At 41.2% G+C, this 16,736-nt stretch carries 10 protein-coding genes and 1 riboswitch; of the genes, 2 read left to right on the top strand and 8 right to left on the bottom strand.

Annotated features, from left to right (window positions below; genetic code table 11):
• Positions 1–47: 47 nt before the first annotated feature.
• The 4 genes from J8Z25_RS16595 to J8Z25_RS16610 all read right to left on the bottom strand — a co-directional run bounded on the left by J8Z25_RS16595 (position 48) and on the right by J8Z25_RS16610 (position 7,629).
• Positions 48–2,126 (bottom strand): S9 family peptidase, encoded by a 2,079-nt coding sequence (locus J8Z25_RS16595; protein WP_250661438.1) that lies wholly within the window; start codon positions 2,124–2,126, stop codon positions 48–50.
• 289 nt (positions 2,127–2,415) lie between these two features.
• Positions 2,416–2,985: a chitin-binding protein gene (locus J8Z25_RS16600; RefSeq protein WP_250661439.1), complete on the bottom strand. Its 570-nt coding sequence runs from the start codon at positions 2,983–2,985 to the stop codon at positions 2,416–2,418.
• Positions 2,986–3,090: 105 nt separating this feature from the next.
• Positions 3,091–3,174, bottom strand: a riboswitch (cyclic di-GMP riboswitch).
• A 135-nt stretch (positions 3,175–3,309) separates the two neighbouring features.
• Positions 3,310–6,447 carry an efflux RND transporter permease subunit gene (locus J8Z25_RS16605; RefSeq protein ID WP_250661440.1) on the bottom strand — a complete coding sequence of 1,046 codons (3,138 nt, stop codon included), beginning with the start codon at positions 6,445–6,447 and terminating at the stop codon, positions 3,310–3,312.
• Between the two features lie 9 nt (positions 6,448–6,456).
• The gene (locus J8Z25_RS16610; RefSeq protein WP_130050206.1) at positions 6,457–7,629 is read right to left on the bottom strand and encodes an efflux RND transporter periplasmic adaptor subunit; all 1,173 of its coding nucleotides are present in this window, start codon (positions 7,627–7,629) and stop codon (positions 6,457–6,459) included.
• A 265-nt stretch (positions 7,630–7,894) separates the two neighbouring features.
• Between J8Z25_RS16610 and J8Z25_RS16615 the strand changes: the two genes are divergently transcribed.
• A complete protein-coding gene (locus J8Z25_RS16615; protein WP_250661441.1) occupies positions 7,895–10,405 on the top strand; it encodes a zinc-dependent metalloprotease in 2,511 nt (836 codons plus the stop codon).
• A 51-nt stretch (positions 10,406–10,456) separates the two neighbouring features.
• Here J8Z25_RS16615 and J8Z25_RS16620 read toward each other — a convergent pair whose 3' ends face one another.
• The 3 genes from J8Z25_RS16620 to J8Z25_RS16630 all read right to left on the bottom strand — a co-directional run bounded on the left by J8Z25_RS16620 (position 10,457) and on the right by J8Z25_RS16630 (position 12,448).
• Positions 10,457–10,939, bottom strand: a complete 483-nt coding sequence (locus tag J8Z25_RS16620; RefSeq protein ID WP_250661442.1) for a pilin — start codon at positions 10,937–10,939, stop codon at positions 10,457–10,459.
• Positions 10,936–11,757: a hypothetical protein gene (locus tag J8Z25_RS16625; protein WP_250661443.1), complete on the bottom strand. Its 822-nt coding sequence runs from the start codon at positions 11,755–11,757 to the stop codon at positions 10,936–10,938. Before J8Z25_RS16625 ends, J8Z25_RS16620 begins: the two co-directional genes overlap by 4 nt.
• A gap of 76 nt (positions 11,758–11,833) precedes the next feature.
• Positions 11,834–12,448, bottom strand: a complete 615-nt coding sequence (locus J8Z25_RS16630) for a PQ-loop domain-containing transporter (RefSeq protein WP_130050202.1) — start codon at positions 12,446–12,448, stop codon at positions 11,834–11,836.
• A 271-nt stretch (positions 12,449–12,719) separates the two neighbouring features.
• Here J8Z25_RS16630 and J8Z25_RS16635 point away from each other — a divergent pair, with 271 nt between their 5' ends.
• On the top strand, positions 12,720–13,856 hold the full coding sequence (locus J8Z25_RS16635; RefSeq protein WP_250661444.1) for a tetratricopeptide repeat protein: 1,137 nt from the start codon (positions 12,720–12,722) through the stop codon (positions 13,854–13,856).
• A gap of 1 nt (position 13,857) precedes the next feature.
• On the opposite strand, the gene J8Z25_RS16640 is transcribed toward J8Z25_RS16635, so the two are convergent.
• A complete protein-coding gene (locus J8Z25_RS16640) occupies positions 13,858–16,680 on the bottom strand; it encodes a TolB family protein (protein ID WP_250661445.1) in 2,823 nt (940 codons plus the stop codon).
• Positions 16,681–16,736: the final 56 nt, after the last annotated feature.

The following is a 16,736-nucleotide window of genomic DNA, read 5'->3' on the forward strand; positions in this document are numbered from 1 at the left end:
ACTTAAGTTTTATGCTTATAGCATCTATTCACTTATTTATCTAAGTCTTAATTTGGTAATAAAGCAATAAAAAATGCCATTTCTAATGCCTTTTCTTCAAGACTTTTAAAGCGTCCCGATGCACCACCATGACCTGCATCCATGTCGGTTTTGAACACCAAGATGTTGTCATCGGTTTTAAATTCACGCAGCTTTGCGACCCACTTCATTGGCTCCCAATATTGTACTTGAGAGTCATGGAATCCGGTGGTGACGAGAATATTAGGATAAGCCTGGGGCTCGATATTATCGTAGGGCGAATAGGCTTTAATCACATCATAAAACGCCGGGTCATTTGGATTCCCCCACTCGTCATACTCATTCGTTGTAAGTGGAATACTCTCATCAAGCATAGTGGTTAACACATCTAAAAATGGCACATGGCAACCTATCCCTAAATAAAGCTCAGGCGCTTGGTTGACCACAGCTCCCATTAGCAAACCACCAGCACTACCGCCCGATGCAAATACCTTATGCAGGTGTGCATAGCCTTGCTCAGTAAGCGCACGAGTAACATCAATAAAGTCACTAAAGCTATTTTGCTTATGTTGCTTCTTTCCTTGCTCATACCAATGGCGACCTAGCATTTCTCCACCACGAATATGGGCAATCGCATAAACAAAGCCACGGTCTAGTAAGCTTAATGAGCTACTTGAAAAGCTGGGATCGATGGTAATACCGTAGGCACCATAGCCATACTGTAACAGCGGGTTCGTGCCATTTTTATTAAATTGATCAATACGGTAAACCAATGACACTGGCACTTGCTCGCCATCTCTTGCTCTAACCATTAAACGTTCTGAGCGATAATGCTCTGGATTAAAATCCCCAAGCACTTGCTGTTGTTTTAATAAGGTTTTGTTACCTGTTTTTAAATCAACATCATACAAAGAGCCCGGTGTTGTTAAGCTTGAATAATAAATACGTGCAGAGCTCACATTCGGCTCAGGGTTCATTGCAATTGCAGCATAATAACAAGGGTCATCAAACTCTAACGTTAAGCGCTGAGCATGCTGATTGACCACCACAAAACGTGTTTGACCTAGCTCTCGTTCTGTAAGAATAAGGAAATTATCAAAAATCTCGACCCCTTCTAACAACACGTTTTCACGATGTGGAGTATGCTCTTGCCAACGCGTTTTATCGGCAATAGTGCTTTGCGTTGCAGTCATTAAGCGAAAGTTTTTCGCTTGCCAGTTCGTCACAATATAGAAGGTATCACCCAGTTTATCGACATCAAATTCATGGCCTTCTTCGCGTGGCATTAATGCGCTGAATTCACGCTCTGGGTTATTAGCGTCAAGCACCCACATATCATTTGTTTCTGTGGTCGCAAGATCAATAATAATTAGGCTTTCATCACGGCTTTTTCCTAGTCCCATAAAGAAGCTTTTATCTTGTTCTTCGTATACAAGTACGTCATTTGCTTGTGGCGTACCTAAAACATGGCGGTAAACTTGAAAACCCAACAGGGTTTGCAGGTCCTTTTTCACATAAAAAACTGTTTTATTATCATTAGCCCACACCACTTGGCCTTCGGTATTTTCGAGAACATCGTTAAACATTTCACCACTGGCGATATTTTTAAAACGCACAGTATAAATGCGGCGGCCTTCAGTATCTTCAGAATAGGCAAGTAGTTGCTCGTCAGGGCTAATTGCAACCTCGCCTAGTTCATAAAATTCGTAGTCAGCGGCTAATTGGTTTACATCTAACAATAACTGCTTATCACGCGCTTCAATTGAACTGCTGCGATAATGACGTGCATATTCATCATCGCCACGAACTTCTGAGTGATACCAATATTTGCCATCTTTCACGGGTACCGTGTTGTCATCTTTTACAATACGGCCTTTTAACTCATTGAATAACTGCTCACGAAGTGGTTTTATGTCGGCTAGTTGCTTATCGCAATAGTCATTTTCAGCATTTAAATGCGCTAATACATCTGTATTTTCACGCTCATCATCACGCATCCAATAATAATTATCGGTGCGCGTCAGTTGGTGAGTAGTTAATTGGTGTGGCTGTTTTTTTGCAACAGGAGGGTGCGCTAATAAAGACAAAGAATACGAATTTGACGACACAAGAAAAAACCAAAATAAAAAACGAATTGCTGGCAGTTTATCACAGAATTATACCAATCAGCTTAATTAAGTAGTCTATTTTGAGGCAATAAACCTCGTTGATAACAAGGCAAAAATTTCGTTATTTAGTTGTTCTAAATGAGAAATTTTTAACGCAGTTAGCGGCAGGTTTAATCCCTCAAAATGATTAAGTATTATTGCGGGTTGGTATTAAAAAAGCCCACTCAAATTGAGTGGGCTAAGCAATGCTAAAATAGCATTTAGGGGGAAACTTTTAATGCGCTACTTGCTAATGCGATACTTGTTGCCAAGCCATGGCCCAGCTTTTTCCTACACCCGGTTCAAATAGCGGATTGTGTGAATCTTTAACACGACAAAACTCGCTAAATGGCCATGGTTTACACATATAAATATGGCCTGTTTTGGGCTGTAGAACTTTAACACCCGCACTGTAATCGCTGCATGCTTGTGGGTATACATAGTCGTAATCTTGTAGACTATCTTGCACTCGCTCTTTACATTTTGCGATGCAATTAAACGCCACTTTCACATGCGTAATGCCCGAGCCTTCAAGGGCATAAATTTGGTTTGAACGGTACGCAACCACTAAACCTTGTTCAGTCATTTTGCCCGCTTTTACTAGCGGAATATGCACGTTTATATGCTCAGCAACAGAACGTGGCCAATTATGAGGCTCACCCTGATCGGAACTACTGATCGGGTATTCGAATGATAAATCGACTAGCTCTCCTTGCATGTCATAAAAGGTCACAATCACCCTATCACCAACAAACAGTTGGGTATGATGATTCAAGCAACCAATCGGCAACCACTTCCCGGAGGCCATTGACGTATGCATAAACAAAATATCACCCTAAGAACAACTAATAGGTATTATCCAACAACCGAACAAAAAATACTTTTAGTTTGAGGCAAGTGAACCAAAGCACTAGATTATGTGCTTATCAGCGGCCCCGCTATCATAGTATAAAACCTTAGACCGGAAACTTTGCGTCCTAACCTTTCAGTTAGTTTGCCAAAAACAAGATTGAGTATAATCGTGACCGAATCACAAATCAAACAAAAGAATGTAACCAAACATCTTATATAGCAAATAGTTACTAGAAATGCATGAGATACAAAAAAGCCAACCGCTTGGTTGGCTTTTAAACTGATGAGACTTTTAATCTCTTGCTAGATTTCTTCTGGTCACTACTCTGTGGCCTGCACGGAATATATTCAAGAAGCCATTACCTATATCACTCATAACAATATACAAACAAGGTACTAGTACTAAAGTGATTAGGGTTGCAAACATAACCGCAAAACCAAGTGCGACAGCCATCGGAATTACAAATTTAGCTTGCAGACTAGTTTCGAACATAATTGGTAAGACACCGGCAAAGGTTGTAATTGAAGTCAGGGTGATTGCCCTAAAACGCGCACAACCTGCTTCAATAACCGCTTGGCGAATTGAAATACCTTCGCGGCGTGCTTGGTTCACAAAGTCGGTCATAACTAACGAGTCATTAATTACAACACCCGCTGCAGCAATCAAACCAAAGCCTGACATCAAGCTAATATCTAAGCCAAACCAGAAGTGGCCCCAAATAGCACCAGTTAAGCTAAATGGAATAACCGACATAACAATAAGAGGTTGTGAATAGCTTTTAAGCGGCACTGCAAGCAAGATATACACTAAAATCATACCGCCTATGAAGAACATGATTTGCTCGTTAGCTTGCGCTTGTTGTTCTTCAATAGAACCACCTAGCTCAGTTTTAACTGATGGGTATTCTTCTTTTAACTGCGGTAATAAGTTCTCATCAACTTGCTTAACAACTTCACCCGGTTCAATCGCTTCTTCATCGATACTGCCGTAGATATACACAGTACGATAGCCACCTTCACGGCGAATATAGCTAATACCAGGTTTTTCGTTCAGTTCAACAACATCACCCAGCATCACCTCTTGGCCGGCAGGCGTTGTAATCACGGCATGCTTTAATGATGCAAACGCTTCACGGGTTAGTTTAGGGTAACGAACCATGACACGCACTTCTTCGCCGCGACGAATAACACGCTGTGCTTCACCACCATAGAAGCTTGCGCCTACTTGGTTAGCAATATTGGCAAGGTCTAAACCTAGATCGTATGCCACAGGTTTTAAGCTTAATTGTACTTCTTTGCTCGCCGGATCGATGGTCGAACTAATATCAAACAAGCCTTTTTGCTGTTGTAATAGTTGGATAAAACGACGACCAGCATCATTTAAGGTATCGATATCTGGGCCGTACAGTAAGTAACCAAACTCACCATCCATACCACCACCATTCACGTCATCGTAAATTTGCAGTGATTTCACGCCAGGGATACTTGGCATTTGTTCACGCCAACGACGAGATAATTCAAACGCGTTGTACGGACGCAACTCTTCGTCTACCAGCGGAGCAAGTAACTGTGCTTCAGTACGACCTTGGTTGAACACTAAGATATCGCGAATAAGCTTTTGACCAAATTCTCGCTCTGTCTCTTGATCTACTTTTTGCACCATGGCTTCTATGTCACGAATAGCATTGATTGTTTGTATATCAGATGCATTTTCATTCATTTCTAGGCGAATTTGCGGGAAGTCATGAGGTACTTTTGGTGTTGGCACCACTCGCACTTGGTTTGATGAAATTAAGCCAAACGTCAAAATCAATAAACCGATAAATGCAAATAGAACAAACCAACGCCACTCTACACAAAGCTCAATAAAACGTTTATATGGACCATTAACAAAGCTAAAGAAACGTTTGTTAAAACGAGCTCGCCAGCTATTGGGGTTAATTGGTGGAAACTTAGTATGAGCAATGTGAGCGGGTAAAATAAGTTTCGATTCAATCAAACTAAATATTAGGCACAAAATTACCACAACCGCGATACCGAAGAAGAATGCGCTCTCTGGTCCACTTGATAATGTAAATGGTGCGAACACGGCAATTGTTGTTAAAACACCAAATGTTGCCGGGGTAGCAACACGCTTTGCGCCATTTACCACGTTCACAACACCACCGCCTTTTTTCTCAATTTCGGTATAGGCGCTCTCTCCTATTACTATGGCATCGTCGACCACGATCCCGAGTACCATAATAAAGGCAAATAACGACACGATATTAATACTGATACCAAATAATGGCATCATCATCATTGCACCTAAGAAACACACAGGTAAACCAATCATTACCCAAAGTGCTAGCTTAAAGCGTAAAAAGATAGACAACATAATGGCAACCAAGATAGCACCTTGAATTAGGTTGGTTTTCATCATGTCTAAACGTGCGTTAAGGTAGTAGGTCATGTCCATTAATGGCTCTAGACGTAGACCCGCTGGTAACTCTTTATTCTTTTGTTCGATAAACGCTTTAACCGAATCAGCAACCGGGATCATATTTTGTTCTTTGGTTGCTTTTACTGATAAATAAACGGCATTTTCACCATTAAATTTAAAGTAACGCTCACCTTCAATGAATTGGTCTTTGATTACAGCAATATCGTTTAAAAGCACTTTAGCGCCATTAGCACCAATTTTTACTGGGATCTGGCGGAACTCATCACCGTTATAATATTGGTTTTCAACGCGCACCGAGATAATACCTGCGTCAGTACGTAATTGACCTGCTGAAATATTAGCAGAGTAACGACGCACAGCACTGGCCACATCACTCAGTGTAAGGTTGTATTGACGCAGTGAGTCAGGATCGATTTCTATCGCAATTTCATCGAGTGGTACATCATTTTGTACAAGTGATACATTTGATAATTGCAGTAATTCATCTTCAATTCTGTTTGCAACTGGCTTTAGCTCAGTAAGCGGAATATCACCAACGAGCGTCATACCGATCACGTCCTGGCGAAATTCAACCTGGCTGATGGTGACAGGCTCCATTCCCGCAGGGAAAGTAGCAATACTGTCTACACGTAGTTTCACTTTATCGAGAACATCAGTAAGTTCTGCGTCAGTGTTGATCTCTAAACTCGCACGGCCACTATTTCGAAACGAGCGATATACACCACGCTTAATCTCGGTAACGTCTTTTAGTGACTCTTCAATTTTGATCAGAATACTTTCTTCAATTTCCTGTGGCGAAGCACCCGGATAATTGGCCTGTACTTCAATATAGTTAATTTCAACATTCGGGAACATCTGGCGTTGAATAGTGAAATAACTAATAATCCCCATGATGATGATAAACACCATCATTAAGTTCGCAGCGACCGAGTTATTGGCAAAATAGGCAATAAGGCCAGACTGTTTTTCTGTGTTTGTATCAGTCATAATGCTACCTTAAAGCTTTTCAACCGCTGCAGTTTCTGCATCGCTTGTCATTTCTTTCATACCAGCAATCTTCACTTCCATACCCTCTTGAGGATACTCAGGTAAAGTAAGAACCAACTGGTCATTCACTTCAAGGCCATCACTAATATAAAAGTACTCACCTTCTTCACGCACTACGGTTACTTTGCGTGGTTCAAGTTTATTCTCATCGTTAACAATCCACACTGTTTGGTTGTTCACCAAAGACTGCGGTAAACGGTAGATGTTTTGTAATGTTGCACCAGCAAAGTTAACTTGTACGTAAGCACCAAATTTAATTGGTTGCACGTCGTGCTTTAAGCCATATGGGTCATCAACACGAACTACTAGGTTGCTCATACGAGTCGCGTTATCAACAACACCTAAGTCACGATCAATTTCAGCTTCACGAGTAAAGCTGTTTAATCCTTTATTGATAATGGTCGCTTTTACGCCTTTTAAGCGTTTTGGTAAAAATACACTATCGAAACCAGCGATTGGTACGATGATTTCTGCGCTTTCAATATTATTAATTTCAGCAACTTGGCTGCCCACATTAATGTATTGACCGACACCTATTTCACGGCTAATCACAAGTGCATCATAAGGTGCTTTCACTTCGCAGCGAGCAAGGTCACGCTCGGCACGTTTTAATGCAGCTTGCGCTGATTTAACAGCGGCTTGCGCGCTTAACACTTGAGGTTTACGTAGGAATAAGTCAGTGCGCTCACGTTCTGGGTAACGTCTTGCTTCATCTTCTGCTACTTTAGCTTGTGCTTGCTCTTCAATCAGTGCCGCTTGAGCACTGGCAAGTGCTGCTTCAGCTTGTAGTACAGCCGCTTCGTAGTTATCTTTTTCGATGGTGAATAACACTTCACCGCGAGCTACGATACCACCAGCAACAAAGTTTGGATGCCAGCTCGTTACTTCACCTGCCACTTGCGAGGCAATCAAAGTACTTTCTAGCGGTTTAACTTCGCCGTAACTGTTAATGATCACTTGATGATCATCGCTTGCTACTGGCTCAACCTGCACCAAAGGACGCACATCAACTACATCCTTGTCTTTAGGCTCTTGAGCAATAGCGTTGATTGCCATAAAACCAGCAACACCAACAATTAATGCAACAAATGGTAAGATCCATTTTAATAAACTTGTGCGCATAACTTACACCTATAATATTTTAACTGGCTCTATCATACCAAAGCTGACAGAAACATTAATGCGACATTTGTAAGGAACTGTTACAAAAACGGTTAAATAAAAAATATAAATCAGAAAAATGACTTAAGAACAATTTGTTACAAACAAAACAAAAGAAATATCAAAAACTTACAACCATACTTTCACACTTGTTAACAAATGACCTTTTATCAAAGAGTTAATTCATTAAACTTGATTGAGAAATAATTAAAGGAACGAGTTAACAATGAAAATAACAAACATTGCGCTGGCACTAAGCCTAGCACTTGCCATGAATGGCCACGCAGCCGAAGCTAAAAAAGAAGAAAAAAAGCCAAAGACGCTGGCTGAAATGATCAAAGATAAAAGCGAGTTTGCTGGTGTTTTCAGCATTTACCAAGATGCGAAAACGGGCGACAACTTAATGGTGATCGACCAATCACAACTAGATACCCCGTTTGTGTATTTTGCTCACACGGTCGATGGTGTTACTGATGCAGGTCACTTCAGAGGGGCATACCGCGAGACAAAGCTCATTGAGTTTCGTAAGTATTTTGACCGTATCGACATTATTAGCAAAACGCCACGCTATAAATTTGATGAAAGCTCTGCCCTAGCACGCTCTGCAGATGCCAATATTAGCGAAGCTGTACTTGCTAGTATCAAAATTGAAAAAGAAGAAGATAGTAAAATCGCATTTAATGTTGATAAGCTATTTTTAAGTGAAGCACTTCATAAAGTGTCACCTTGGTCGAACCCAAAAGATAAAAATGCCAGCAAACGCTTTAAACTTGGTAAATTAGATGACAAAAAATCACGAATTGTTAAGCAACGACCTTATCCAAATAATCTAGATGTTGTGGTTGATTACGTATTTTCTAATGCCAACCCAACAGTACGAGGTTCAAACGCCGTAAGCGATCCTCGTAATGTTTCAATTAAAGTACAGCATTCATTTGTCGCGTTACCAAAAAATGATTATCAAGCTCGCCAAGATGACGCGCGTATTGGTTATTTCACTAACGAATTCGACAATATGACATCCGCTGATTGGGCACCTTATGAAGATGTAATCAAACGCTGGGACTTACAAAAGAAAGACCCAACAGCGGCACTTTCTGAGCCAGTTAAACCGATTACTTGGTGGATTGAAAATACCACGCCAGTTGAGTGGCGAGACACTATTCGTGATGCAGTGCTCGCGTGGAATAGCTCATTTGAAAAAGCGGGCTTTAAAAACGCCATTGAAGTAAAAGTACAACCTGATGACGCTGATTGGGATGCAGGCGATATTAACTACAACGTATTACGTTGGACTGCATCACCACGCCCACCATTTGGCGGTTATGGTCCTGCCCTTGCGAACCCATTAACCGGTGAAATCTTAGGCTCTGACATCATGTTAGAGTACGTTTTCATGAAAAACCGTTGGATGTACGACACCTTATATACCCAAGGTGCAGCTACGCTTGAAACTAGCCAAAGCAGCACAGAATTACATTGCTCACTAGGTCACAGCATTCAAGAAAACATGTTACTTGCAAAAGGCTTAGGCACAGGTGCAAGCATTGAAGACAAAGAGATTTTACGTCAAGGTTTAACTCAGCTTGTTTTACACGAAGTGGGTCATACCCTTGGTCTTAACCACAATATGAAATCATCTATCTTGTGGGATGAAAAAGAAGTTCACGATAAGAGTAAAACGCAAGGTATCGTAACGGGGTCAGTTATGGACTATGCCCCAGCAAATATCGCCCCTATTGGCATGCAGCAAGGTGATATCTTCCAAACAAAACCAGGCCCTTATGATGATTGGGCAATTGAATATGGCTATAGCCAAGCTTTAGCTGATAAAGCCGCAGAGCAGCAGCGTCTTGAAAAAATTCTCGCTCGCTCATCAGAGCATGCTTTAGCTTTTGGTAATGATGCTGATGATATGCGTGCCCCAGGCCGCCATATCGACCCACGTGTAATGATTGGTGATATGTCATCTAATCCTGCCGCTTATGCTGATGATCGCATGGAGCTTATCAATAAGTTATTTACTGAGCTTAAAGACAAAGCCACTGTTAATGGTGAGTCATACCAACAGCTTGTTACCTCCGCGAACATTTTATTTAGAAGCTACAGAACACAAGCCGGCGTAGTATCTCGTCAAATTGGTGGTGTTTATGTAGAACGTAATGTGGTGGGCGATGACAAAAATGGCGCACCATTTACGCCAGTGCCACTTGAGCGCCAGCAACATGCAATGCAAGTGTTAGCCGACAAAGTATTCTCGCCTAATGTACTTGCTAACATGCAACCGCTTTATAACTACCTGCTACAGCAACGTCGTGGTTTTAATCATTACGGTAAAAATGAAGACCCTAAACCACATGGCATGATTTTAGGCATGCAAAAGCTGGTACTGGCTCAGTTATTACACCCGGCTGTAATGCTGCGAATTTCAGACAGTGCATTGTATGGCAACGAGTACTCACTTAATCAATTTATGAATGACTTAACGGCAAGCATTTTTGTAGATAGCAAAAAAGCAAATACTCTAAGTCACAATCTACAAGTTGAATATGTGAATCAGCTAATCGCGATTGCTGGTTTAGGTAAAGCGAGTAAGCACGACAACCTAGCCAAAGCTGCCGCGCTTTATCAGTTAAATCAAATTGCTGATATGAGCGTGCCATGGGGTGCAGACACCGCAGCAAAAGCGCATAAGCAATATATCGATCGCTTAATTAGTAAAGCCCTCGAAGCATAAGTAAAACAACACAAAAAAGGCTGCCAATTGGCAGCCTTTTGTTTTTAAAAGTTAGCGCCGATCAATGCACGACGAAGGTAATATATCTTTTGGCACGGTCGTTTTATTCTCACCAACCGCTTGCATACCAGTTACAGGTTTATCGAATCCGCAAAGCCAAGCGATAGGGCTTGTAGGGCTTCCGACAACAACGGCAGGACGAAAAGTCAATACTGTATTTTGCAAAGGCATAGATACCTTATTGCCCAAGCTAATATGAATCGCTCCGCCTTCAACAGAAATCCCGGTAACCCGATTACCAATTAAAAACTTACTTGCAGGGACACCTGCTTGCTCATTGTTTTTTGGAAAGCGGCCGTGCTCCAAGTAAAAAGCTGTAACATCTTCTCGAATTGTTGAAGCCATTGCTAAGGGATCAACGAGTTCACTACGCTGAATATATTGACTGTATTGTGGTAATGCAACCGAAGCTAAAATACCAATGATGGCGACTACAATCATTAACTCAATCAAAGTAAATCCTTTATTTTTCATACTATCTCTCCTATCAAGAATAGAGGCTCATATGCTCCCACTAAGAAATTGGCAATTAATATAACCAATAAAATACTAAATATAGTGATGAGTCTGTTAATGTGCGCTGTGATATCGCCTCGTAAGCTTTCAAGATTATTGGCCACAAGGAGCTCTAGCTCTTCGGTAATATCCAAGCCATTACTTTGGCATGCTTTTAAATGAGATAACTCACGATTATCTTTCTGTAATGTTCCGTATAGTGGGAACTCAATTAGAGCGACTAAAGCATCATAATTTTGCCTAATTTTATTGGGGATTATTAACCCAAACTGGGCTGATGAAGCACTCAGTAAAGACAGGTTTGCAAACTGTCGAAGCCCATTTATAGTCAATAAAATGATCACCAAGAATAAGCCGAGCGCAATGCTTGCTATCAGCCAGAACCTGGCTAAATTAGCCATATGTTCTATTACTTGCACATCAAATTGACCAAATACATCAGAGAGTGAAGGAATAACGAATTGCTGGTAAATAAAGTTAACGAGGATGAAAACTGAGAAAAGTACACACAAATAAAGCAACTTGGTTTTATAGTCGAAAGTGTGCTCTTTGAGTGTTGATGATAACTTTACATAATTTAACGCTAACCTTTGCAGCTGTTCACCTTCTGCAGCTTTAAGTTCTTTTGCGATTTTAGTGGCTAATGGGCTGCTCTTTTGTCCATCATTATAAATTTCTAAGTGCTGCGGTGCACTAAGCGCTTCTTGTTGTACTTTGTTTAAGCCACTTATTGGCGACATTAATCGACATAAATAGCCTAATTGAATCCAATTCATATCTTATCCTTTCAATAGCGATAAGATAATCGTGCCATAAAGCGAAGAGTTAATAAATAGTTCATTTATTAATCAATCAAGCCATTGCAGGGCGCGATTTATAATACTGAATACAACCTAATTGAGCGGCATTAGTTAGTAAAATCATTACAAAGGTCAGTATGTGAGACACGCTCGGTGTGGCCATTGAAAGCTCGGCAGCGAGGCCGCAGCTACCTGCAACAAATTGCAGACTAAAATAACGAGCACTTAAATTACTAATATTACCGCTTTTGATGGTTTTATAAGTTTGCGGCATAACACGAATAGAGCTCATCACTAAACCCACATAGGTTAGCCAGTTCAGCACCGTTGCTGTTTCATAATGAGGATTAAGCAACAAACTAAAAGGCACGACCGACATGGCTAATAACCCGGCTAGTTGCATACGTTGCTTTCGCGCAGCATTGTAACGAACAAAGTAATAAAGAATCACACCACTTAGCATGCCTGTTACAACAAACGGCATGGCCATGTAAAAACGCTGGAAATACAGGTTAAAGGTGATGAAATACAAGCTTTGCGCGACACCAAAGCTCATCATTAACAGCGAAACGCCCGACACACTGCGATTTTTACGGATCTTATTTAAAAGCGGATAAAAGCTAAACGCCAAAATAAAGCATGAAATAATCGGCAAAAAGTGCGCCAAAACAGACCTCTCTCGTTACAATTTAGTTAATAAGTTAGCAGTTTATAAATCGCCCACAAAATCAATGTAAACATTTGTTTTTTAAGCGATTTAAAAGAGTGCGGCATTGTAATGAGAGAATATTAGAATGCAATTAAGAATAAAAAATAAACAACAGTCTATTGGCAAGATATCCATACAGGCTGTTTAGAACTGATGACACTAATTACTAACTTGAATAATCAAAGTTAACTGGGTAAATTGATTAAATAGCACTCAATAGGGTAAAGCCATGAAGTCAGTTTTATATGCACTTGTTTTGAGTGCCTTTTTAGTTGGATGTAAGAGTACGAAACAACCTACGCCACCGCCTAGTGTGGGCAGCTTACTCAACGCCGCACATTTTACTCAAGTTGAACTAAGCGACCCTGAGCTATTTACACTCCCTGCGGATGAGCAAAAACGTTTTCTTGATTATTTTACCAAACGTCAAGGTGGTGATTTTAGAGATGACCAAATCCTTTATCACTATTTAGAAAAGAAGCTCACCAATTTTAATTACTTTAGTGCCACACTCAATGCCCAGCAGACTCTTCAAGGTCATCAAGGTAACTGTATTAGCTTGGCAATTTTGACCCATGCATATGCTCAACTAGCAGGACTTCAAACGGGCTTTCAAGCGGTCTCAAGTGAGCCTGTTTATAGCAAACAAAATAACATAGTGTATGTGTCAGGGCACTTTCGCACCAAAGTCTACGCCCCTTTAAATGAGGACGATAATTACTTGGTGCCGCCAGGTACTGTCATTGATTACTTTCCTGCTCGCGGCAGTTTTTACTCTGGCCGAGCTGAGTTAAAAGACTTAATTAGCCGTTATTACAGCAACTTGGCTGCAAAAGCATTGGCCTTGCAACAATTCGATTTAAGCTACAGCTATATATTAAAAGCCAATGAATACACCCCAAATGCTGCATCACTTTATAATCTAGCTGCCGTATTACATCGCCAATCGGGTGATTTAGCTGGAGCAAAACATATTTATCAAACAGCAATGCAGTATGGCTTTAGCGATACGAATTTACTACATAATTACGCAGTTCTGGCCGAGCAACTTAATGATCAGGTTTTGGCAGAGCAACTCAATTCACAGTTAGCGATGCTTGAACAAGATCCATTCGAGTTGCTGGCAACGGCAATTAACGCCCGTAACAATGGTAAGCTTTACAAGGCAAAACAACAGCTCGAAGACGCGATTGCATTAGCCCCTTATTTATCTGAACCCTATATAGAGTTAGCGATTATTAGTTATCAGCAAGGAAATGAACAAAGCAGTAAGGAATGGCTAGAAAAAGCCATTGAGATAGAAAATAAAGACGAAAAGCTAGCGCTATACCACGCCAAGCTTTTCGCCTTAAAAGACCAACAATAGGCTATAACGAGTAATAGAAGCTTAGCCAAGCCCGTAAATCATTTTCAAAGTCGTCGCCTTCTACCCAGGCGACGCCAAAATCAAGGTTTACATCGTTCAAACCTGCAGGCCCCATACCAAAGCTAAAGTCTCCTCGCCATTTTAGCCCGTAACTTTGTGCATAAACTCGGTTATCGACTTGATGCTGTTGGTAGTAAAGCCAAGGTAATGAATCTTTGTAACTAATCCCCCCGCCATAGCCTTTATAGCGGTTACCTAATTGGCTAATAAACGGCAGTTCAGGGGCAACAACAAAGCCGCTTTGCGTGTCTTTATTAATTAAGTTTGACTCATATCCTCCAAGCGTAAGGTTACTGTCATCGCGATATTGCTGAGCAAAATTAACATAAACAGGAATATCAAAGGCATAACCGCTCAATACTGTGGCAAAGTTATAGCCCTGCCAATTATTCGAGTCAGCATCACCGGATAGCCACTCGGCATTTACAGACTGAGCAAAACCATATCGTTGTCTGTCATGTTGCCATTTTTGTTCAAGTCCAAACTTTAACCATTGATCATCACCTTTACTAAAATCACTGTAGTTATAGCTCAAACTCGGTGTAATACTGAGCTGCTGAAACTGCAACGGGTAGCTCATGGCAAAATGTGCCCCTGTATTACTTATGTTCAGCGACGTTTGTGAATGGTACTGTTTTGCTGATTCGAGGTCGTAATCAAATAGCAGCGCTTTAAATTTTAAATCAAACGCAGAATACTTAGCGGCCGCGAACATCCCTTCTAATGCTTTGTCATGTAAATCAGCACTATAGCCGGCTTGTAAATCGAGCTGTTTCAAGAAATCACTACTTTTCAGGCCAAGGGTAAGAAGCGATGATGAAGCCGAATAATACTGAGATGCCAACGAAAAGGTTGGTTTTTGCTGCCATATATCATAATTGATTGGCTCAGTTGGGCTTTGCGGGTAGATTTTCGCCTCAGGTAATACTTCGCTCGTTACCTGTCCTCGCGGTGGCGCTGCACTTTTAGCAAATTCAACAACCTCTAATCCTTGTGGTTGCTCAGCAAAATGCTTGATATTCGGCCCTTGTGCAGTGATCGATAAATACAAAAGTTCACCATTATGCATTGCCATTGGGTGCGCAACAGCTTCTTGGCCTTGTGTTAATTGGCGTAGTGAATTGCTATTAAGATCATAATGATACAAATCGAGAGCTTTATTTTTACCCGCGACAAAATAAATCCCTTTGCCATCTGCTTGCCAATTAGGTTGTGACACATATTGATAGCCTGCGGGCATAGGCACAGCGAGTGATTGCTGAGAGCTCACATCTTGTATATACAACTGCCAATTGGCATTCAATGTCGCTTTTAAATAAGCAAGTTGAGTTTTATTAGGGCTTAGTAATGGGTAGTCATAAACCGTTTCTAGGCTTTTCTCAAATAAAGGCGTAGCGACACCCGTATTGAGGTCAAGGCGCACTAGCTCTGAGAAGCCATGCTTAGTTTGCTCAGCATAAACAGTTTGCCCGTTATCACTGATACTAAAGCGGCGAAGCCCTGCATGATGCGTCAATGCGCTCACTTTTCCTGTGTCGATATCATAGCGGTATAGATCAGAAATACCTTGAATAGAGCCTTTAGCAACGGTTGTTGTGGCTGTGAAAAACAGTGTATTTTCATCTAACCACTGCGGGTTTTTTATACCCTGCCTATTAATTTGGTGAAGCACGTGTTTTTGCTTACGCTTAAAAACACTGGGGGCTTGATCAGCAATATCGACGGGATCATCATCAAGTAACGCTTGTTGCTGCTTTGCAAAATCATCGGCAGCCTGTTGATTGTCACCAGTACTGTAAATAACTAAACGCGTTTCACCATCTTTGTTTCGCTCAACGATGGCAAGCTTACTGTTATCTAAACTTAAAACAGGGTTCGAAGCATATAATTCAAGCTCTAACCAAAGCTTGCTTGTAAGTGCTTGCTCACTTACTTCTTTAGCCATTGCTTTATAGGTATACTCGGCAATAAAACGACGATAAAGACGCTCAGGAGAATTACCAAATACACCGCTGAAGGCTTCATTAAAATCACGCGATTTAACTGCTTGCATACGCGTCCAAACTGCATCAAGGGTTTGCGGTGAATGATTCTCTTCAAGCCAAGCAAGAAAGCGAGAGCCTATTAAATAAGCCATTGAGCCAGCTAAAAAACCCCCTTCGGTACTATTTAACTGGCTATATCGGGGCAATGCACCCTGCTGTGCAAATTCAACTAGTATTGCCTCTGATAGATTATCGTATAAACGGCCTCGGCCTGTCATTTTCGACTCAAGTAAGGTTGCATATCCTTCTGCAGCCCAGCGCGGCATGTCACTTTCGATTAAATCATAAATATCCCAACTATCGCGAATAGCTTGGCGCAAATCGCTACGAGTCGGTTGAGCAAGGTGCACTAAATGAATATATTCGTGCAAAATCAATAACTGCTGCCAGCTATCGGTGTTAGAAATCACGGTGTCAGATTGCGGAGGCGTTGTAAACAAGGCCATTAAAGGCTTATTCGTCACCGGCAAAGCGAACCCATTAGAAGCATTAAACGGGTCGAAAACCAGCACATCGACTACTTCATCAAGGGCACGGTTTTGCTGCTTTAATACCTTATCGCGAACAATTTCAAGCTCTGTAGCAGCAGAGCGTGCCCATTGTTGATTCTCAGTACTAAAATGCACGTTAAAGTGTTCAGTATGAATAGTTTGCCAAGTCTCTTGGCTTGAGGCATGGCCAGCGGCAAGTAACGCCACTGATAACAGAGCTTTTTTCATCACAATCCTTGATTAGCAAGTTGCTTAATTTAAGAATTAGTATGCGATGCTTTTTT

Origin of the sequence: Pseudoalteromonas sp. SCSIO 43101 (assembly GCF_023650775.1) — a bacterium.
GTDB lineage: Bacteria > Pseudomonadota > Gammaproteobacteria > Enterobacterales > Alteromonadaceae > Pseudoalteromonas > Pseudoalteromonas apostichopi.